Source organism: Staphylococcus sp. GW823-FHT05F06 (assembly GCF_058795495.1).
Genome location: NZ_JBXAHW010000017.1, coordinates 15,587 through 34,899, shown reverse-complemented (window position 1 = coordinate 34,899; position 19,313 = coordinate 15,587). Strand labels below are relative to the sequence as shown.

Below are 19,313 nucleotides of genomic sequence, written 5' to 3'. Positions count from 1 at the left end.
CTATAACTATAAAAAATAGCTATGAAAAAATCTATCGTCATAGATTTCTTCATAGCTAATCTTAGTATGTTTTTTATCAGAAAAATATGATGAAGAAGAATTTCACACTTAATTAAACAAAAGTGGTTTTTATTTAGAGTTAGAGTAAAAAGTGGTTTTGTTTAATATTGGGGTGTTCATAACTTATAATTATTGTTATACAGAATGAGGAACGGAGGATCTATATGCAATTTTTTATTAATCAAGATACGCCAACATCAATTGAAACGATTGTGGTGGGTGTGCCAGATCACCTCAACCAATTAGGTGAGATAAAATATCATAAGACGTTAATTAAAGAACGATTAGAAACATTAAAACAATATCATGTCATCAATAGCTCAATCGGCAAAATATCATCAACGCTTATCTACATTGATGAAAAGCCTAAAAGATTATTAACTGTAGGACTAGGAAACTTAAAAATCTTATCATATCAACGTTTATTAAAAGTTTGGGGTCAGTTGTTTCAATATTTAAAAGACGTTCATGTCACGGATTGTGAATTATTGTTAGATACTTTCAAATCTAAACATGGTAACATTGTTGAAATTTGTCAAACTTTAGGTTTACAAAGTGCACAATCTATCTTTGAATTTGACCATTATAAATCGGATAAAAAGCCTCCATATCAAGGTAGAGTCTATATACAAACGACAGAGCATAATATAGAAACGAAGATTAACGAAGGCCAACAATTGGGTGAATCTATAAATTATGCTCGTGAACTAAGTCAAATGCCTCCGAATATTTTAACACCCCAATATTTTGCCGAAGAAATAAAAAAACATTTCGAAGGGAGTTCCGTTAGTGTAGATATCAAAGATTACCGACAAATTATAGATGAAGGATTTGGATTAATACATGCAGTAGGTAAAGGTTCTAATCATGGTCCGAGATTAATTACGGTATCATACTATGGTGCAGAAGCTGATGAACCACCTATTTCATTAGTGGGTAAGGGTATTACATATGATTCCGGTGGATATAGTATTAAGTCTAAGATAGGTATGCAAACTATGAAATATGATATGTGCGGTGCGGCCAATGTTATTGGTATGATTGATGTGATCTCTAAGCAAAACCTACCTGTAAATATTGTAGGAATAATCGCTTCAGCTGAAAATATGATTGGTGAATCTTCCATGAAACCAGATGATGTATTTACTGCGCTTAATGGGGAAACAGTAGAAATGTTGAATAGTGATGCTGAAGGTAGAATGGTTTTAGGTGACGCAGTATTCTATGCAACACAATTTAAACCACAACTAATTCTTGATTTTGCTACATTAACGGGTGCAGCGATTGTAGCTTTAGGTGATGACAAGGCGGCTGCTTTCCAATCTCATGCTGAAAATGAACTTAAAAACTTATTAACAGTTGCACGTCATGTAGACGAAAAAGTATTCGAATTACCTATTACAGAGACTGAAAGACATTTAATTAAACAATCAGATGTAGCAGATTTAGTCAATCATACGAACGGTCAAGGAAAAGCATTGTTTGCAGCAGCATTTATTTCGCATTTTAGTGGTGACATCCCACACATTCACTTTGATATCGCGGGCCCTGCAACAACTAAAAGTGCTACATATAAAGGGCCAAAGGGTCCGACAGGTTACATGATACCTACAGTTGTAGAGTGGTTACAACAAAAATATAAATAAAGTTATACAGACTCAACTTATTACATTTTTAAGTGTTATATTTCAGTTATTGAAAATAAGCAACTAAATATAACTAAATGTATATAATAGTTGAGTCTTTTTTAACATTGACATTAAATATATGTCTTGCTAGTATGTATTTTATAAATACTTTAGTTCGATAGAGTGATAAAGGGTGGGGCAGAATGATAAATGCTGTTGTAATCGCAGTCATATTAATGATTATACTATGTTTATGTCGATTAAATGTGGTCATTAGCTTATTTATTAGTGCACTTGTCGGTGGATTAATATCAGGTATGAATTTAGAAAAAGTAATTAATGTTTTTGGAAAAAATATAGTAGATGGCGCAGAAGTCGCATTAAGTTATGCGTTACTTGGTGGTTTTGCTGCCTTGATTTCCTATAGTGGTATAACTGATTATCTAGTCGGTAAAATTATTGCAAGTATTCATGCTGAGAATAGTAGACTTTCCCGAGTTAAGGTTAAAATAATTATTATCATTGCATTGTTAGCAATGAGTATCATGAGTCAAAACTTAATTCCTGTACATATTGCCTTTATTCCAATTGTAATACCTCCACTTGTGAGTTTGTTTAACGATTTAAGAATTGATCGCAGACTTATTGCATTAGTAATAGGATTTGGTTTGTGTTTTCCATACGTGCTATTACCTTATGGTTTCGGTCAAATTTTCCATCAAATCATTCAAAGTGGTTTTCAAAAAGCAAACCATCCAATTGAGATGAATATGATATGGAAATCAATGTTAATACCTTCAATGGGATATGTTGTGGGTCTCATACTTGGATTTATTGTTTATAGAAAGCCACGCGTTTATGAACAACGTAATGTAAATGATCGAGAAAAAATTACTGAACTCAAACCTTATGTGCTAATTGTTACTGTCATTGCCATACTAGCTACGTTTTTAGTACAGACATTTACAGATTCTATGATTTTTGGTGCGTTAGCTGGGGTACTTGTTTTCTTTGTTTCAAGAGCATATCATTGGTATGAACTCGATGAACAGTTTGTAGATGGAGTCAAATTAATGGCTTATATTGGTGTAGTGATACTAACAGCTAACGGGTTTGCTGGCGTGATGAATGCAACAGGTGATATAGATAGCTTGGTCAAGAGTTTAACAGGATTAACTGGAAATCATAAATTGATTAGTATTATCGTCATGTACCTCATTGGACTTATTGTAACATTAGGTATTGGTTCCTCTTTTGCGACTATACCTATTATCGCTTCATTATTTATACCTTTTGGAGCATCAATTGGTTTAGACACAATGGCTCTTATTGCTTTAATTGGTACAGCAAGTGCTTTAGGTGATTCAGGTTCTCCAGCAAGTGATTCTACACTTGGACCGACAGCCGGTTTGAATATTGATGGACAACATGATCATATTCGTGATACATGCATCCCGAATTTCTTGTTTTATAATGTTCCCCTTATGATTTTTGGTACGATAGCAGCTATGGTACTATAACTACTGAAATGAGGTGTGAACTATGACCAATCTTTTAGAAACATTTGAAATGAAGATTGAACAAAAAGAAGATGGTAAAGTAGTAGTGTCTATGCCTGTGACAGATAAAGTAAAGCAACCCTTTGGCTATTTACATGGTGGTGCAAGTTTAGCTTTAGGTGAAACAGCATGTTCGATAGGTGCTGCTCATTTGATTGATACGCAGCAATTTATTCCACTAGGTTTAGAAATGAATGCAAATCATATTCGCTCAACTCGACAAGGACATGTGAGAGCATTTGCTTCTTTAATACATCAAGGAAAAACAACACAAGTTTGGAATATTGATATCAAAGATGACCATGACCAATTAATCAGTGTCATGCGTGGTACGATTGCTATTAAACCTATTCAATAATGTAACAGAACACCCCGATAAGATTGTGTAGAATTCACAATCTTATCGGGGTATTTGTTTAAGAGATTTTCTTATTTAAACGTTTATATGCTTTACTTATGCGTTCAGCGCTTTCTTTACCGCCCATTATATTTCTTGCAAAAGGACCTAGTTCTAAATCTGCGAGTCCACCAGCTACGAATAATTGATTTAACCATTCTAGTTCGTTTGACAAAGAAGGATAACCTGATTGATTAAGTGGTGCTTGTTCGTTTTGAATAAGATTTTTTATGAGTGGTTGTGTTAACAATTGATTATAAAATCCAGTAGCTAACAAAATATGCTTATATTCAAAATATTTTCCAGCGGAGATAATATAGGATTCAGTTACATCATCAATTTGACTCGTATGTATGACGAGTCGACCACTTTGCACATATTTCTTTAACCTTAAAAATAATTCCATAGGCATTGAACCACTATGACGTTCGTCTTCAATTAACTTCATTCTTGCATCTGATGAGGATATAGATGCAAGATAGTTCAATTTCTTAGGTCCTAACCAACCAGGGTCAGCATCAAAATTATGTATCTCAATATCTTTATTCATCCATAAATGAACAAGTTGGTGATTGTGTTCATTTAATAATTTTAAAGTGAGGTGGGCAGCAGATATACCTGAACCAACAACATGTTGAGTATCTTTATCTAAAGAGGCATGATAATTATCAGCGAATATGTGTTTTACATTCGCTTTATTTCTGAAAATTTCAGGTATGAATGGCGTTTGCGTATAGCCATTTGCTATCACAACACAATCGGTAATCATTTTATCGCCAGTTGATAGTTTTATACACCATTTACCTCTTGATTTATTAATAGCTTCGACTTTACCTTGTATATGACAATCATTAAGTTTAAATTGATGTATCAAATCATGAACATGATGCATAAACATATCTCTTTGAGGACGTTTATACGGGCCGTAATAAGCTGAAGTATACTGATGATATCTAGCATATTGTTTGAGATGAAAAGGTTTAGGATGAATATGATGAACGAAAGGCGATCTTAAGTATGGCATACTAATACGTTGTGTATAAATATTAAATCGCTCACATAATGAGGAGTAAGGATCTATGATAGTAAGCGCCTCATTTTTTAGTCCTTCATTTTTTAATTTAAGTGCAATGGTGGTTCCTTGTAAGCCACCACCAATAATTGTCCAGTGCATTGAATCGCCCCTCTGCTTTTAAAACGTAATTATTACGATTTAAATAATACCACAATTTGCAAAGAGTTACAAAGTGTCATTTTTATTTAAAGAGGAGCAAAACAATTTTAATGTTAAATTTGATGTAACGGGAAGGAAAATTAAGAAATTTAAGGCATATTAAGGTTTCAACTCAGTAGTAGGTTACAATAAAATAAAATACCTGGAACATTAGTTCATGTCCCAGGTATTAATCATATTATCGATTTTAAAAAATTATTAAATTATTGAATTTAATTTTGGTATAAAACTCTTAAAGTATGAATTATAGTTTTGTATGCTTCATATCCTCTTTAATTTCATCAATTTTAGTATCTTTGGTATATGGTGTTTTAATGTTGTAGGCAGCTTTCATGATTAAATGACTTGAAAGAGGGCCAGTAATAAATACGAAAATAATTCCGATAATTAATTGCATATTTACATATCCTTCAGTGCCAATAAAGTATAAAAATGCTCCAAATAGTAAAAACATCGCACCCAACGTGGCTGCTTTACCAGCTGCATGTGCTCTTGAGTAAACATCCCTTAATCGAATGAGACCCGTTGCAGCAAAGGCACTAATCAAAGCTCCAAGAACAACAAATATGATAGAGACACTAGTGACGATCGTTGCTATCATGCTTGATCACCTTACCTTCATCCATAAATTTAGAAAAGACTGCAGTTCCTAGAAAAGCAAGAATACCGACCATTAAAATAACGACGAGCATGTATTTAATATTCAGTAAAATACTAAATAGCGCTATCACGGCCATTAACTGTAAACCAATTGCATCAAGTGCGACGACACGGTCTGCTAGAGAGGGTCCTAAAATAACACGTATTAACATTGCTAACATTGATAAGACAACAATAATTAAGGCTGTAATAATAAATATTTTAAAAGGCATTATTTCTCGCCTACCTTTCTAACGACCTTCTCTAATGAAGATTTGATATTTTGAATCTCTTCTTCCTTTGTACCGAAATCAATTGAGTGGATATAAATCTTTTTACGGTCATCACTAATACCTAAAACGACTGTGCCAGGTGTTAACGTAATCAAGTTGGAAAGTAAAACAAGTTGCCAGTCACGTTCTAATTCCGTCTCGTACACAAAGAATCCGGGTTTATTCTCAATTCGTGGTTTGAGAATAATTTTTAGTACACCAAAGTTTGCTTTTATTAACTCAGTTAAAAATGTAATGATAAGCATTATAATTCTATATATTCTCACTAAATAAAACTGACCAGGCAAGACACGGTGCAGGAGATAAACTAGAAACAAACCTAGTATAAAACCTAATACAAAGTTATTTAAGGTATAGCTATTTGTTACAAGTAACCATATGACAGAAACAAGTAAATTAATTACAAACTGTATAGCCAAACTATTTACCTCCTAACACACTATGAATATATTGACTTGGATCGACAAACGTTTCAGCGCCATCTTTGATGATTGGGAATAACGTGTCTGCAGATAATCCAAAGATTACAGTAATAACTGTAGATGCAACAGCGATAGTTGTTAGATATTTAACATTTACCTTTTTAGATAAAGTATATCCTTCAACTTCACCGAAAAATCCTTTTAAGAAAATACGTATGACTGAATATAACACGATTAAACTTGATAAAAGTACAATGATACCACTTAGATAAAATCCTTTTTCAAAGGTCGCTCGAACAATATAGAATTTACCGTAGAAACCACTAAAAGGTGGTATACCCGCTAAGCTTAGCGCTGCAATAAAGAATGTCCAACCTAGAATAGGATACCCTTTTATCAAGCCACCAAAATGACGTAAGTCAGTCGTTTTAGTGATTTTGTACATGACGCCAATGAGTAAGAACAATGAAGCTTTAACTAACATATCATGTAGTGTGTAATATATTGCACCAGTCATGCCTGATTCGTTCATCATAGCAATACCAACTAATATGACACCTACTGCAATCATAATATTGTAAAGGATGATTTTCTTCGTATCATAGTAAGCTATCGCACCTATACATCCAAAAATAATTGTAAGTAATGCTAAGAAAAGGATGACATAATGAGAAAAGCTTACTGTATTATTAAAGAATAAACTTAGAGTTCTCGCAATTGCGTATACACCCACTTTAGTCAATAGTGCACCAAAGAACGTGATGATCGCTACTGGAGGGGCATAATAAGCACCAGGTAGCCATACGTACATAGGAAAAACGCCTGCTTTAGTGGCAAAGACAAAGATAAATAAAATAAAAACAATATTGACTAAGCCACTGTCATGTACAGAAAGTTGTGACAATCTTTCACTAATATGAGCGAGATTTAAAGTTCCTACAACTGAATATAAAACTGCAACACCCATGACAAAGAAAGATGATGAAACAACATTGACTAAAATATACTTAATTGTTTCTTGTAATTGTATTTTAGTAGTACCAATAACGAGTAAACAATATGAAGACATTAAAAAGACTTCAAAGAACACAAACAAGTTGAAAATATCTCCTGTTGTAAATGAGCCAATAATACCAATCAACATAAACATGATAGAGAAATAATAATAATGACGTTCTCTATCTAAACCGATAGAACGATATGAGTATAAAATGACTAATATGGTAATAATAATACTTGTGATGATGAGTAGAGCGCTAAAAATATCGACTACAAATACAATGCTGTATGGGGCTTTCCAAGAGCCCAGTTCAACCTTGATTGGTCCATCTCGTAGCACATTCTTTAAGTTAATCAATGCAACGACCAATGTTAGCAATGTACCGACAAGTGCAACATATCTTTTTATTATTGGGCGCTTTCCAATAAATATGAGTAAAATTGCAGTTAGGATAGGTATGACTAAAGTTAAAACAAGCAAGTTACTCTCTATCATCTTCTGGCGCTCCTTTCATTAGCTCAACGTTATCAGTGCCTAGTTCTTTATATGTTCTAAATGCAAGAACTAAAAAGAAAGCTGTTGTAGCAAAGGCGATAACGATAGCTGTTAAAATCAATGCTTGGGGGATAGGGTCAACATAGCTTGATGTTCCTTTTTCAAATATTGGAACAGTTCCGTGCTTTAAACCTCCCATAGTAATTAAAAATAAATTTGCAGCATGAGTTAGTAGTGTAGTCCCCATAATGATACGTATCAAACTTTTAGACAAAACGAGATAGACACTTATAGATGTGAGAATACCACTAACAAAGATCATGATAATTTCCACTATTCGTTCTCTCCAATCGAAATAATTATAGTCATAATAGTTCCTACAACTGCACATAAAACACCGAAATCAAAAAACATCGCTGTCGTCATGTGCATAGGTTCAAGTAAAGGCAAAGGGATGTCAAAAGTGACATGTGTAAAAAAGTTTTTAGACATGAACCAACTTGTTAATGGTGTACCCACGCAAAATAATAAACCAATACCAATTAAGATTTTAAAATCTAAAGGAAAAATCTTTCGCATCGTTTTTACATCATATGCAATTGTAATAACTAATAATGCACTAGCGAAAAGCAAACCACCAACGAAACCGCCACCAGGTGTATAATGTCCAGCTAAAAATAATGAAAAGCCAAACACAATGACCATGAAGAAAATAATCACGGCAGCGTATTGAAAGATAAGGTTATTTTGTTGTCTATTCATGGTCATTCACCTCACTTGATTGATTTTTCTGTTTTAATCGTAATTTAATCATTGTATATACGCCTAAACCTGCAATACCTAGTACAGATGACTCGAATAAAGTATCCATACCACGGAAATCTACGAGGATGACATTTACCATATTTTTACCATGTGCTAAATCAAAAACATGTTCTTGATAGAATTTAGTAATAGAGTCAAAGTGTCTATTACCATAGCCAATTAATCCTAAAATAATCACTGATAATCCCACTCCAATTGAAATCACAGCATTTGTCAGTTTAAAGGTTGGTTTTTCATTGTAGCGATTTAAATTAGGTAGGTGATAAAAGCATAGTAAGAATAATGCTGTAGAAATAGATTCCACTACAAATTGTGTTAATGCTAAGTCGGGCGCTTTAAAGAAAATAAATAATACTGATATAGCGTAACCCACAGCGCTTAACATGATAATGCTAAACAAACGTGATTTTGCAAATATAATGAAAGTTGAAGCAATCAGTAAAAACAATACTGTTGCACCTTCAAATACGCGTAAATGACTCACGTTTTTAAAGTCAATACTGAAGGGTACACTGATGACTGTAACAAAAGTTAAAGCAATGAGAATACCTAAGATAATCACTAAATTATTTCTAGAAAAACCTGTAACATAACTATTTGTTATATTTTCGGAATATCCTGGAATACGTTGGCCTGAAGTGTCATACCAATGATTCAACGTTAACTGATATGGATGTGCTTGTAATAAACGAACCCAATAACTAAATGAAATTAATAATAAAATACCAATAATATAAATACCTATTGTTGATAGGAATGCTGGAGTTATACCATGGAATAAATGGAACTCAGCAGTTATATTTGATGTTTGACTAACTGCTACAGATGCCGGCTCTATAATAGATTGCGTTAATATACTTGGGAATAAACCGAATACTATAACTAGTGATGTTAAAATGATAGGTGAAATAAGCATTAAAATTGAAGATTCATGCGCTTGTTTTGGCAGAGCTTCAGGTTTATAAGAACCAAAGAATATATGCAATATAAATTTAATTGAATATACAAATGTGAAAATACTACCAATAATGGCAATGATTGGTAAAAGAATACCTAAAGTATTTAAACTCATTAAATTTAAATGTGTAACATTAATCATTGACTCTAAGAATTTCTCTTTTGATAAAAAGCCGTTAAAAGGCGGCACACCAGCCATACTTAATGTTGTAATAACTGTAAGCGTGAATGAGATAGGCATGATTGTAAGTAAACCGCCCAACTTTTTAACATCACGTGTACCAGTTGAATGATCAATACCACCTGTAATCATAAATAGTGCACCTTTAAACGTGGCATGATTAATTAAATGAAATATGGCAGCAACAAATCCAGCAACATAAAGTTGACTATTAGCGCCTTGATAATGATAACTTACAGCACCAATACCAAGCATAGACATAATCATCCCTAGTTGAGACACAGTTGAGAAAGCTAAAATACCTTTTAAGTCATGTTGTTTTGTTGCATTGAGTGATGCCCAAAATAGGGTGATTAAACCAACAAGTGTAATTGTCCATACCCAACCTTCGGATATTGCAAAAATAGGTGTGATTCTTGCGATTAGATATAGTCCTGCTTTTACCATCGTTGCAGAATGAAGGTATGCACTCACTGGCGTAGGCGCCTCCATAGCATCTGGTAACCAAATATAAAAAGGCACTTGTGCAGATTTTGTAAATGCACCAATCATAAAAAGTATCATTACTAAGATAAAGAAAGGACTATTTTGAATGTCACTTGCTTTTGAAATCATAGCCTGAATACTAAAAGTATCAGTAGCTAGGGAAAGTAAAATGATACCACCTAGCATGCTCAAGCCACCTAATACGGTAATGATTAAAGATTTTTGAGCACCATAAATTGAAGCTTTTTTCTCTCTCCAGAAAGAGATTAATAAAAAGCTAGAGAAAGAAGTTAACTCCCAAAATAAATATAAAATAATAAAATTATCAGAGAGTACAACTCCTAACATTGCACCCATAAATAGTAATAAATAACAGTAAAAATTCCCGAGTTGTTCTGATTTGCTTAAATATCCGATAGAATATAAAACCACTAGACTTCCTATGCCAGTGATAAGCAAACTGAATAATAATCCGAGACCATCCACATATAAATTAAAATTCATTCCAATATGTGGCATCCAATTTAAGTTTTTCATTACGTTATTACCTGACATCGTCATTGAAATCAATGATATGAAATATATAAATAAGACAATAGGAACAGGTAATACAAACCATCCTAAATGTATACGTTTAACGAACCGGTATAGGAATGGAATAATGAGTGCAAATATTAACGGTAATAGTACCGCAATATGTAACAAACTCACTATGTTTTCCTCCTTTAAAATTTATTTACGACACATATTATACATCATTGCGCTTCTTCTGAAAAACCATGTAACTGCTTGAAACTCTTGATTTAAAGACTCTTTTAAATAAGAAGAAACACGTCAAAATTTGTTCGAAAATTTTAACTATATGAATAATTATTTCGCTTTATTACTAAAAATTTAATATGGATTAGTCGAAGTGTCTTTTATATTGAATAGCGTAATCTTCTTTTAAACGATTTAAATTATTTAAAGACAATCGAGAATACTCTGTCTTCTCTTTTTTTAGTTGATTCTCAAGATGTGTAATAGCATGTTGAAGTGAGTCTTCATAAGGCATGGCCTCGACATTAAACTCACGAAGTTGAGAAGGTGTAGCGTAACGTTTCTCAAAATGGCTTAAAACTTTACGTTCATGAAAAAAGACGCCTTCTGTTTCATTGGGGTGGTGTAAATCACCTTGTTTGGGATGTTTAATTACTTGTTCAATTTGTACGAGTATTTGATTTCCAGTTTCCTCTTTGACACTTACACCATAAACACCAGTCTTGTGAGAAAATCGATATAACATCCTATATTACTTCCTTTCATATATGTTAATATATGTTTATATCATAACACGAATGGAGAATTGAAATGACGAACTATCCTCAGTTAAATAAAGAGATTCAAGATAACGAAATTAAAGTAGTTATGCATACAAATAAAGGTGACATGACATTTAAATTATTTCCCGACATTGCTCCAAAGACAGTTGAAAACTTTGTGACACATTCAAAAAATGGATACTACGATGGTGTAACGTTCCACCGTGTTATCAATGATTTTATGGTACAAGGTGGGGACCCAACTGCAACTGGTATGGGCGGAGAAAGTATTTATGGTAGTGCTTTTGAAGATGAATTTTCTCTAGAAGCTTTTAACCTTTACGGTGCATTATCAATGGCTAATGCAGGTCCTAATACAAATGGATCTCAATTCTTTATTGTCCAAATGAAGGAAGTGCCTGAAAATATGTTAAGTCAATTAGCAGATGGTGGATGGCCTCAACCTATTGTAGAAGCATACGGTGAAAAAGGTGGTACGCCTTGGTTAGATCAAAAACATACAGTATTTGGTCAACTTATTGAGGGTGAATCAACTTTAGAAGATATTGCAAATACTAAAGTTGGTGCTCAAGACAAACCTGTTTATGATGTAGTCATTGAATCGATAGATGTAGAAGAATAATTTAATCTTTAATTGCAACTATAAGTTTTGTTGTATTGTATAAAGTGTATGAAGTCAGTATTTATTTTCAGAGATAAAATCAAATCAACAATTTATAACCTGAGGCAAATTTTGTCTCAGGTATTTTAATATAATGATAATTTTAATCCAATAGTTTATAGATTCATTTGCAAAACAATACAATAAGGAACCAGTTTTTAAAATTTAATGAATTTTATTATGGTTATAGTTAGTCGAGATATTTGATTTATGCTATGATATGAGTGTTAAGAAAATCGAAATAAGGGGTTATCAAGTTGAATCATCACTACAAAGTAGGTCAACATATCAAGGTACGTGTGACTGGTATTCAACCGTATGGCGCATTTGTTGAGACCCCTGACCATACTGAAGGGCTTATCCATATCTCAGAAATTATGGATGATTATGTCCATAATTTAAAGAAATTTCTATCTGAAGGACAGGTTGTTAAAGCAAAAATATTATCAATTGATGATGAAGGTAAATTAAATTTGTCCTTAAAAGATAATGATTACTTTAAAAATTATGAGCGTAAAAAAGAAAAACAGTCTGTCTTAGATGAAATTAGAGAAACAGAAAAGTATGGGTTTCAAACACTTAAAGAACGCTTACCGGTCTGGATCAAACAGTCAAAACGTGCAATTCACAATGACTAAACGACTGTCAATTCGTGCCAACATGTGATGTTGTGATATATGCAATCAATCACATGATAACGACAATCTTTAAACAACAATGTGTTGTTAAGATTGTCTTTTTTATTAATTAAAGTTAATAATTATTTTGGATAAACAATGATCTCAATAAGGGAAAATAAAAGAATTTTAGATAGTTATTATTTATTTGTTGAATGTAATTAACTATGCTTAGCATTTTTATAATTGGAGAATAAATAATTTGTAAGCAAATAATTAGAATAGTATGTAACTAGCATGCTATAGTCATAACATCATTAAACAAGGAGAGTATTAAAAATATGAATAATAAATATGAACCTTTATTTAAATCTTTAACACTACCTAATGGTGTTGAAGTAAGAAATCGTTTTGTTTTAGCTCCTCTTACACATACTTCATCAAATGATGATGGAACAATTTCAGATATAGAATTACCTTACATTGAGAAACGTTCTAAAGATGTAGGGATTGCAATTAATGCAGCAAGTAATGTTAATGATGTAGGCAAAGCATTTCCTGGTCAACCTTCTGTTGCACATGACTCAGATATCGAAGGGTTAAAAGAACTTGCTCAAGTTATGAAGAAAAATGGTGCGAAAGCAATAGTCCAAATTCATCATGGAGGTGCTCAAGCTTTACCAGAGTTAACACCTGATGGAGATGTTGTTGCACCAAGTGCTATTTCTCTTAAAAGTTTTGGTCAACAAGAAGAACATGATGCTCGTGAGATGACTGCTGAAGAAATTGAACAAACTATTAGAGACTTTGGTGAAGCAACTAGAAGAGCAATTGAAGCAGGTTTTGATGGCGTTGAAATTCACGGCGCAAACCATTATCTTATTCATCAATTTGTTTCTCCTTACTATAATAGAAGAAATGATGTTTGGGCTGATAACTATAAATTCCCTGTTGCTGTTATAGATGAAGTTGTTAAAGCTAAAAAAGCTCATGCAAATGATGATTTTATTATTGGTTACAGATTGTCACCTGAAGAAGCGGAATCACCAGGTATTTCAATGGAGATAACTGAAGAATTAATTCACCAAATCGCAAATAAACCACTTGATTATATTCATGTGTCATTAATGGATGTTAACTCAGTTACGCGAGAAGGTAAATATAAAGGTGAAAATCGCTTGGAACTTATTCATCAATGGATAAATGGACGTATGCCACTTATTGGTATAGGTTCTGTCTTTACAGCTGAAGATGCACTAAATGCTGTTGAAAACATTGGAGTTGAATTTGTTGCATTAGGTCGTGAAATTCTACTTGATTATGATTTTGTTGCTAAAATAAAAGAAGGTCGAGAAGACGAAATTATAAATGCTTTTGATCCTAATCGTGAAGACCAACATTATCTAACACCAAATCTTTGGGAACAGTTTAATCAAGGATTCTATCCATTACCTCGAAAAGACAAATAATTGAATGGTATATCTAAATGTATCTATTCGAGGCTGGGACATAATTCCTAGCAAAATAGCCAGTAAATGAGTTTTCATAAATTCATTTACTGGCTGTTTATTTACAATACTTCGTATTGTTGGCTCGCTTTCTTAGGGGACAGCTTCAGCTTGTCCTGCTCCCTCAAGAGTCTCGCCAAAATACTTTGTGTTTATATGTAATTTCACAATGAAATACTTAAAAAAATAAGGTCTTTCGTAAAATTTAATAAATACCAATAAACAAAATTAACGAGGTGCCTTATGTATAAAGATTATAACATGACTCAACTTACTCTACCAATGGAAACTTCAGTTCTTATCCCCACAAATGATATTTCACGACATGTAAATGATATTATAGAAACAATTCCCGAGACTGAATTCGATGAATTCAGACATCATCGAGGTGCAACATCATATCATCCAAAAATGATGTTAAAAGTAGTTTTATATGCCTACACCCAATCTGTGTTTTCAGGACGTAAGATAGAAAAATTACTTAATGATAATATCCGAATGATGTGGCTATCATAAAATCAAAAGCCTTCTTATAAAACGATTAATCGATTCAAAAACAAATAAAAAAATAATGAAGAATTATAGTTGGGAATATTTCAATGTCCAAATTAATCAAAAGCTTTCAGAACGAAAAGCAAAAACCATCTACAGTCAAAGAAAAATTGATGTGGAGTCTGTTTTTGGAATTATGAAGCCTATTTTGAGTTTCACTCGAAAGTCCGTTCGAGGGATAAATAAAGACAAAAGAGAACTAGGACTTGTGCTAATGACACTTAATATAAGAAAAGTACCAGCTCAACGAGCTGAAAATTATAAAAAAATCATAAAAAAGACAATTTTTATATTATTTCAATAGAAATTGTCTTTATTTACTTATCCTGGAACTTTATGTTCCGGACTCTTTTTATTTTATTGAAATTAATTGTTTATTAGCGATATAACTTGTCAATGATAGAGTCGTTATGTCATTATAAATGTAAGGGCTTACATATATGTTTTGCATCAAGATTTAGTCTGTTTCATACAATTCAATTTTTCGATTATGACGATATTGATTCATTTTATTGTTATATTAAAAAATAAGTTTGAGAGTCGATAGAAATCAGTTATGATATTGTTAATAAGTTTTTATTCGAAAACGAAGGGGAGATTTTATGACTCAATCTGAAAAAATTATTAACTTAACAAATCACTATGGGGCGCATAACTACGTTCCACTTCCAATTGTTATTTCTGAAGCAGAGGGTGTATGGGTGAAAGATCCGGAAGGTAACACGTATATGGATATGCTTTCGGCCTACTCGGCAGTGAATCAAGGTCATCGACACCCAAGAATTATTCAAGCATTGAAAGATCAAGCAGATAAAGTCACTTTAGTATCACGTGCTTTTCATAGTGATAATTTGGGTCAATGGTATGAGAAAATATGTAAACTCGCAGGTAAAGACAAAGCATTGCCTATGAATACGGGAGCAGAAGCGGTTGAAACAGCTTTAAAAGCTGCTCGTCGTTGGGCTTATGATGTTAAGGGTATTGAGCCGAACAAAGCTGAAATTATCGCTTTTAATGGTAATTTCCATGGACGTACGATGGCACCAGTATCATTGTCTTCAGAAGCTGAGTATCAACGAGGCTATGGTCCATTGTTAGATGGCTTTCGAAAAGTTGAGTTTGGTGACTTTAATCAATTAAAAGCAGCAATTAATAAAAATACAGCAGCAATTTTAGTAGAACCTATACAGGGAGAAGCAGGGATTAACGTACCACCAGAAGGATATTTGAAAACAATTAGAGAATTATGTGATGAACATCAAATTTTATTTATTGCTGATGAAATTCAAGCAGGATTAGGACGTTCAGGAAAATTATTTGCAACGGATTGGGATTATGTAAAACCGGATGTTTATATTTTAGGAAAAGCGTTAGGTGGAGGGGTATTTCCTATCTCGGTAGTTCTTGCAGATAATGAGGTATTAGATGTATTTACTCCTGGCTCACATGGTTCTACATTTGGTGGAAATCCACTAGCGTGTGCAGTTTCTATTGCAGCTATAGATGTCATTATTGACGAGGATTTACCTGGTCGTTCATTAGAATTAGGAGAATATTTTAAGTCTGAATTGAAAAAAATTGAGCATCCATCTATTAAAGAAGTTAGGGGACGAGGATTATTTATCGGTATTGAATTACATGAAAGTGCCAGACCATATTGTGAAGCTTTGAAAGAACAAGGATTATTATGTAAAGAAACTCACGACACCGTTATTAGATTTGCACCTCCATTAGTGATAACGAAAGAAGAGTTAGACATGGCTTTAGAGAAGATTAAGAGTGTATTTGCATAGGTTCAAATAGTTGTAACAATTAATTTAGAAAATCTTTAAAATGCTTTCAATTGTGTTACAATTACGAATGAAAGCGAAATCATTTAGTAAAAAGAGGCGAATAGGATCATGACTGAGAATAATAATTTAGTAACTTCCACTCAAGGGATTATTAAAGAAGCATTACACAAGTTGGGCTTTGATGATGGTATGTATGACCTTATAAAAGAACCAATTAGATTTTTACAAGTGCGCATTCCAGTACGAATGGACGATGGGACAGTTAAAACATTTACTGGATACCGTGCACAACATAATGATGCAGTTGGCCCTACTAAAGGTGGCGTTCGTTTCCATCCAGAAGTTGATGAAGAAGAAGTGAAGGCATTATCAATGTGGATGACTTTAAAATGTGGCATTGTTAATTTACCTTATGGTGGGGGTAAAGGCGGTATTGTTTGTGATCCACGTCAAATGAGTATACACGAAGTTGAGCGTCTATCTCGAGGGTATGTAAGAGCTATATCTCAATTTGTTGGACCTAACAAAGATATTCCAGCACCAGACGTTTTTACAAACTCTCAAATTATGGCTTGGATGATGGATGAGTATAGTGCATTAGATAAATTTAATTCGCCAGGTTTTATAACAGGCAAACCTATTGTATTAGGTGGATCTCAAGGACGTGATCGCTCTACAGCTTTAGGTGTAGTCATTGCAATTGAACAAGCGGCAAAACGTCATGGCATGGATATTAAAGATGCCAAAATTGTGATTCAAGGTTTCGGCAATGCAGGTAGTTTCTTAGCTAAATTCTTATACGATTTAGGTGCTAAAGTAGTTGGGATAAGTGATGCATATGGAGCCTTACATGACCCTAATGGACTTGATATAGATTATTTATTAGATCGACGTGATAGCTTCGGTACAGTTACAAATCTATTCGAAGATACAATTTCTAACAAAGAATTATTCGAATTGGATTGTGACATCCTTGTTCCTGCTGCAATTTCCAATCAAATCACTGAAGATAATGCGCACGATATTAAAGCAAGCATTGTAGTTGAAGCTGCTAATGGCCCTACGACGCCTGAAGCAACACGTATTTTAACAGAAAGAGATATATTACTAGTGCCGGATGTACTTGCAAGTGCAGGAGGTGTGACTGTATCTTATTTCGAGTGGGTACAAAATAATCAAGGTTATTATTGGACTGAAGAAGAAGTCAATGACAAACTACGTGAGAAGTTAGTAACAGCATTTGATACGATTTATGAATTGTCACAAAATAGAAAAATTGATATGAGATTAGCAGCATATATAGTAGGTATTAAACGTACTGCTGAAGCAGCAAGATATAGAGGTTGGGCATAAGAAAAATATTATAAGTATATGATAGAAACCCTAAGACATCAGATGATAGTCTTAGGGTTTCTATCATGTTTATGCAATTGATAATTTTATTAATTGTGAGTTAATGTTAAAAGTAATACTTTCTCAAATGTTTGTAAGTAAAATGCGACGATAAAATCAATATGAAGTCAGTTCAACTCAACGCTAATATTTTATTGTTGTGTTTCTGAAACTTTTTTATATCTATCAGCAAAATTAGTGAATACACCATCAACACCATATTGATTTAAGTTTCTCATTTGATTTTCATCATCAACTGTATAAGGATGAACTAAAAATCCTAAATTTTTTAAATGTCTTGTGTTCTTAATATTTAAATCTGTGTATTCAGGACCTACTCCAATGGCATAAGATTTAATATTTTTTAAATCTTGATTAGTAGCTTTTTTAAGTTCAAATTTATTCATTAGTCTAATAAGTGGTATATTGGCGTTCATGTGATGTACCTTTTCTAAACTACGCCCTGAAAATGATTGAATCATCACATGTCCATGTTTAAGTGATTTTTGTGTTAACAAGTCATGTTTATCTAATGTATCTAATAATTGTTTTTCCATGCCAGGATAAACATCTGGCGATTTAGTTTCAATATAATAGTTTGCATTTTTGCCATAGAGATTTAAAATTTCGTCTAAAGTAGGAACTTTAGCATTTTTATATTTATTTTTGGCATATTCAGGGTGCTTTCGATTAAACCAGCTTCCTGCATCAAGTTGTTTTAACTCTTTTAAAGTAAGTTGGTCGACACGTCCATGACCATTAGTTGTACGATTGACCTTTTCGTCATGCATAGCAACCAAGTGACCATCTTTAGTACGTTGTAAATCGATTTCTATATAAGATGCTCCTAATTCATTATGACTTTTATCATATGCTTCAAAAGTATGTTCTGGGGCGTAACCACTTGCGCCACGATGTGCAATGGTTGTAAATTTCTCTCCAGTTAAATTTTTAGTCCAATGATTATGAGTATCGTTTGTTTTACCACTTACTGAGTCTGATTCAGCTTGTCGTTTAAATGTTTTAGCTGATGATTGATTCATATTAGATGGAATATTTGTTTGTTGTTGTATCGATTTCTCTGATTGGTTTGGTGCTGGAGAGTGGTTCGAAGTTTCAGCTATCGAAGGGGAACTTAAACTAGCTAAACCCAGTGTAACGGTAGATAAAGTTGAAATGATTATTTTCTTAGATTTAAACATAAAAACATCCTTTCAAAAATAGTATGTCTACTTAAACGTACATCAATTTGAAAGGATGAAAGGAAATTTTACATTTTTTTTATATAAACT

At 33.0% G+C, this 19,313-nt stretch carries 18 protein-coding genes and 1 pseudogene; 9 read left to right on the top strand and 10 right to left on the bottom strand.

What is annotated here, in order from left to right:
• Positions 1–224: 224 nt before the first annotated feature.
• The 3 genes from AC1Q7N_RS10160 to AC1Q7N_RS10150 all read left to right on the top strand — a co-directional run bounded on the left by AC1Q7N_RS10160 (position 225) and on the right by AC1Q7N_RS10150 (position 3,605).
• Complete coding sequence (locus AC1Q7N_RS10160) at positions 225–1,706, top strand: M17 family metallopeptidase (RefSeq protein WP_002456945.1); 1,482 nt, start codon at positions 225–227, stop codon at positions 1,704–1,706.
• A gap of 185 nt (positions 1,707–1,891) precedes the next feature.
• On the top strand, positions 1,892–3,208 hold the full coding sequence (locus tag AC1Q7N_RS10155) for a Na+/H+ antiporter family protein (protein WP_002439048.1): 1,317 nt from the start codon (positions 1,892–1,894) through the stop codon (positions 3,206–3,208).
• A gap of 22 nt (positions 3,209–3,230) precedes the next feature.
• On the top strand, positions 3,231–3,605 hold the full coding sequence (locus tag AC1Q7N_RS10150) for a hotdog fold thioesterase (RefSeq protein ID WP_001831899.1): 375 nt from the start codon (positions 3,231–3,233) through the stop codon (positions 3,603–3,605).
• A gap of 58 nt (positions 3,606–3,663) precedes the next feature.
• On the opposite strand, the gene AC1Q7N_RS10145 is transcribed toward AC1Q7N_RS10150, so the two are convergent.
• From AC1Q7N_RS10145 to AC1Q7N_RS10105, 9 genes are all read right to left on the bottom strand, one after another.
• On the bottom strand, positions 3,664–4,818 hold the full coding sequence (locus tag AC1Q7N_RS10145) for an NAD(P)-binding domain-containing protein (RefSeq protein WP_002497566.1): 1,155 nt from the start codon (positions 4,816–4,818) through the stop codon (positions 3,664–3,666).
• Positions 4,819–5,122: 304 nt separating this feature from the next.
• The gene (gene mnhG1, locus AC1Q7N_RS10140; protein ID WP_001831900.1) at positions 5,123–5,479 is read right to left on the bottom strand and encodes a Na+/H+ antiporter Mnh1 subunit G; all 357 of its coding nucleotides are present in this window, start codon (positions 5,477–5,479) and stop codon (positions 5,123–5,125) included.
• Positions 5,457–5,750, bottom strand: a complete 294-nt coding sequence (gene mnhF1 / locus AC1Q7N_RS10135) for a Na+/H+ antiporter Mnh1 subunit F (protein WP_001831940.1) — start codon at positions 5,748–5,750, stop codon at positions 5,457–5,459. The genes mnhG1 and mnhF1 overlap by 23 nt, the downstream gene beginning before the upstream one ends.
• Entirely contained in the window at positions 5,750–6,229 is a 480-nt protein-coding gene (locus AC1Q7N_RS10130) for a Na+/H+ antiporter subunit E (RefSeq protein WP_021298734.1), read from the bottom strand. The genes mnhF1 and AC1Q7N_RS10130 overlap by 1 nt, the downstream gene beginning before the upstream one ends.
• Position 6,230: 1 nt before the next feature.
• The gene (gene mnhD1, locus AC1Q7N_RS10125; protein ID WP_038399241.1) at positions 6,231–7,727 is read right to left on the bottom strand and encodes a Na+/H+ antiporter Mnh1 subunit D; all 1,497 of its coding nucleotides are present in this window, start codon (positions 7,725–7,727) and stop codon (positions 6,231–6,233) included.
• Entirely contained in the window at positions 7,714–8,061 is a 348-nt protein-coding gene (mnhC1, locus tag AC1Q7N_RS10120; RefSeq protein WP_001831949.1) for a Na+/H+ antiporter Mnh1 subunit C, read from the bottom strand. Before mnhC1 ends, mnhD1 begins: the two co-directional genes overlap by 14 nt.
• Positions 8,061–8,489 carry a Na+/H+ antiporter Mnh1 subunit B gene (gene mnhB1 / locus AC1Q7N_RS10115; RefSeq protein ID WP_001831999.1) on the bottom strand — a complete coding sequence of 143 codons (429 nt, stop codon included), beginning with the start codon at positions 8,487–8,489 and terminating at the stop codon, positions 8,061–8,063. The genes mnhC1 and mnhB1 overlap by 1 nt, the downstream gene beginning before the upstream one ends.
• A complete protein-coding gene (locus AC1Q7N_RS10110) occupies positions 8,482–10,887 on the bottom strand; it encodes a Na+/H+ antiporter subunit A (RefSeq protein ID WP_001832516.1) in 2,406 nt (801 codons plus the stop codon). The genes mnhB1 and AC1Q7N_RS10110 overlap by 8 nt, the downstream gene beginning before the upstream one ends.
• A 193-nt stretch (positions 10,888–11,080) precedes the next feature.
• Complete coding sequence (locus AC1Q7N_RS10105) at positions 11,081–11,461, bottom strand: kinase-associated lipoprotein B (RefSeq protein ID WP_049387429.1); 381 nt, start codon at positions 11,459–11,461, stop codon at positions 11,081–11,083.
• 65 nt (positions 11,462–11,526) lie between these two features.
• On the opposite strand from AC1Q7N_RS10105, the gene AC1Q7N_RS10100 reads away from it, so the two are divergent.
• The 6 genes and pseudogenes from AC1Q7N_RS10100 to AC1Q7N_RS10075 all read left to right on the top strand — a co-directional run bounded on the left by AC1Q7N_RS10100 (position 11,527) and on the right by AC1Q7N_RS10075 (position 17,982).
• Positions 11,527–12,120: a peptidylprolyl isomerase gene (locus AC1Q7N_RS10100; RefSeq protein WP_001831922.1), complete on the top strand. Its 594-nt coding sequence runs from the start codon at positions 11,527–11,529 to the stop codon at positions 12,118–12,120.
• Positions 12,121–12,416: 296 nt separating this feature from the next.
• Positions 12,417–12,797 (top strand): S1 domain-containing post-transcriptional regulator Ygs, encoded by a 381-nt coding sequence (gene ygs / locus AC1Q7N_RS10095; RefSeq protein WP_001831918.1) that lies wholly within the window; start codon positions 12,417–12,419, stop codon positions 12,795–12,797.
• A 320-nt stretch (positions 12,798–13,117) separates the two neighbouring features.
• Entirely contained in the window at positions 13,118–14,245 is a 1,128-nt protein-coding gene (locus tag AC1Q7N_RS10090; protein WP_002456949.1) for an NADH-dependent flavin oxidoreductase, read from the top strand.
• 282 nt (positions 14,246–14,527) lie between these two features.
• Positions 14,528–15,217, top strand: a pseudogene (locus AC1Q7N_RS10085) (transposase).
• A gap of 221 nt (positions 15,218–15,438) precedes the next feature.
• Entirely contained in the window at positions 15,439–16,629 is a 1,191-nt protein-coding gene (locus AC1Q7N_RS10080) for an ornithine--oxo-acid transaminase (RefSeq protein ID WP_002439062.1), read from the top strand.
• Between the two features lie 108 nt (positions 16,630–16,737).
• Positions 16,738–17,982, top strand: coding sequence for a Glu/Leu/Phe/Val family dehydrogenase (locus AC1Q7N_RS10075; RefSeq protein WP_049387580.1), 1,245 nt, complete (start codon positions 16,738–16,740; stop codon positions 17,980–17,982).
• 191 nt (positions 17,983–18,173) lie between these two features.
• On the opposite strand, the gene AC1Q7N_RS10070 is transcribed toward AC1Q7N_RS10075, so the two are convergent.
• A complete protein-coding gene (locus AC1Q7N_RS10070) occupies positions 18,174–19,223 on the bottom strand; it encodes a glycerophosphodiester phosphodiesterase (protein WP_049388486.1) in 1,050 nt (349 codons plus the stop codon).
• Positions 19,224–19,313: the final 90 nt, after the last annotated feature.

What these genes read in the sequence shown, in the direction of transcription:
- AC1Q7N_RS10160 (WP_002456945.1), top strand. Translation starts at nt 225, where the DNA reads ATGCAATTTTTTATTAATCAAGATACGCCAACATCAATTGAAACGATT.
- AC1Q7N_RS10155 (WP_002439048.1), top strand. Translation starts at nt 1,892, where the DNA reads ATGATAAATGCTGTTGTAATCGCAGTCATATTAATGATTATACTATGT.
- AC1Q7N_RS10150 (WP_001831899.1), top strand. Translation starts at nt 3,231, where the DNA reads ATGACCAATCTTTTAGAAACATTTGAAATGAAGATTGAACAAAAAGAA.
- AC1Q7N_RS10145 (WP_002497566.1), bottom strand. Translation starts at nt 4,818, where the DNA reads ATGCACTGGACAATTATTGGTGGTGGCTTACAAGGAACCACCATTGCA.
- mnhG1 (WP_001831900.1), bottom strand. Translation starts at nt 5,479, where the DNA reads ATGATAGCAACGATCGTCACTAGTGTCTCTATCATATTTGTTGTTCTT.
- mnhF1 (WP_001831940.1), bottom strand. Translation starts at nt 5,750, where the DNA reads ATGCCTTTTAAAATATTTATTATTACAGCCTTAATTATTGTTGTCTTA.
- mnhD1 (WP_038399241.1), bottom strand. Translation starts at nt 7,727, where the DNA reads ATGATAGAGAGTAACTTGCTTGTTTTAACTTTAGTCATACCTATCCTA.
- mnhB1 (WP_001831999.1), bottom strand. Translation starts at nt 8,489, where the DNA reads ATGAATAGACAACAAAATAACCTTATCTTTCAATACGCTGCCGTGATT.
- AC1Q7N_RS10105 (WP_049387429.1), bottom strand. Translation starts at nt 11,461, where the DNA reads ATGTTATATCGATTTTCTCACAAGACTGGTGTTTATGGTGTAAGTGTC.
- AC1Q7N_RS10100 (WP_001831922.1), top strand. Translation starts at nt 11,527, where the DNA reads ATGACGAACTATCCTCAGTTAAATAAAGAGATTCAAGATAACGAAATT.
- AC1Q7N_RS10090 (WP_002456949.1), top strand. Translation starts at nt 13,118, where the DNA reads ATGAATAATAAATATGAACCTTTATTTAAATCTTTAACACTACCTAAT.
- AC1Q7N_RS10080 (WP_002439062.1), top strand. Translation starts at nt 15,439, where the DNA reads ATGACTCAATCTGAAAAAATTATTAACTTAACAAATCACTATGGGGCG.
- AC1Q7N_RS10075 (WP_049387580.1), top strand. Translation starts at nt 16,738, where the DNA reads ATGACTGAGAATAATAATTTAGTAACTTCCACTCAAGGGATTATTAAA.
- AC1Q7N_RS10070 (WP_049388486.1), bottom strand. Translation starts at nt 19,223, where the DNA reads ATGTTTAAATCTAAGAAAATAATCATTTCAACTTTATCTACCGTTACA.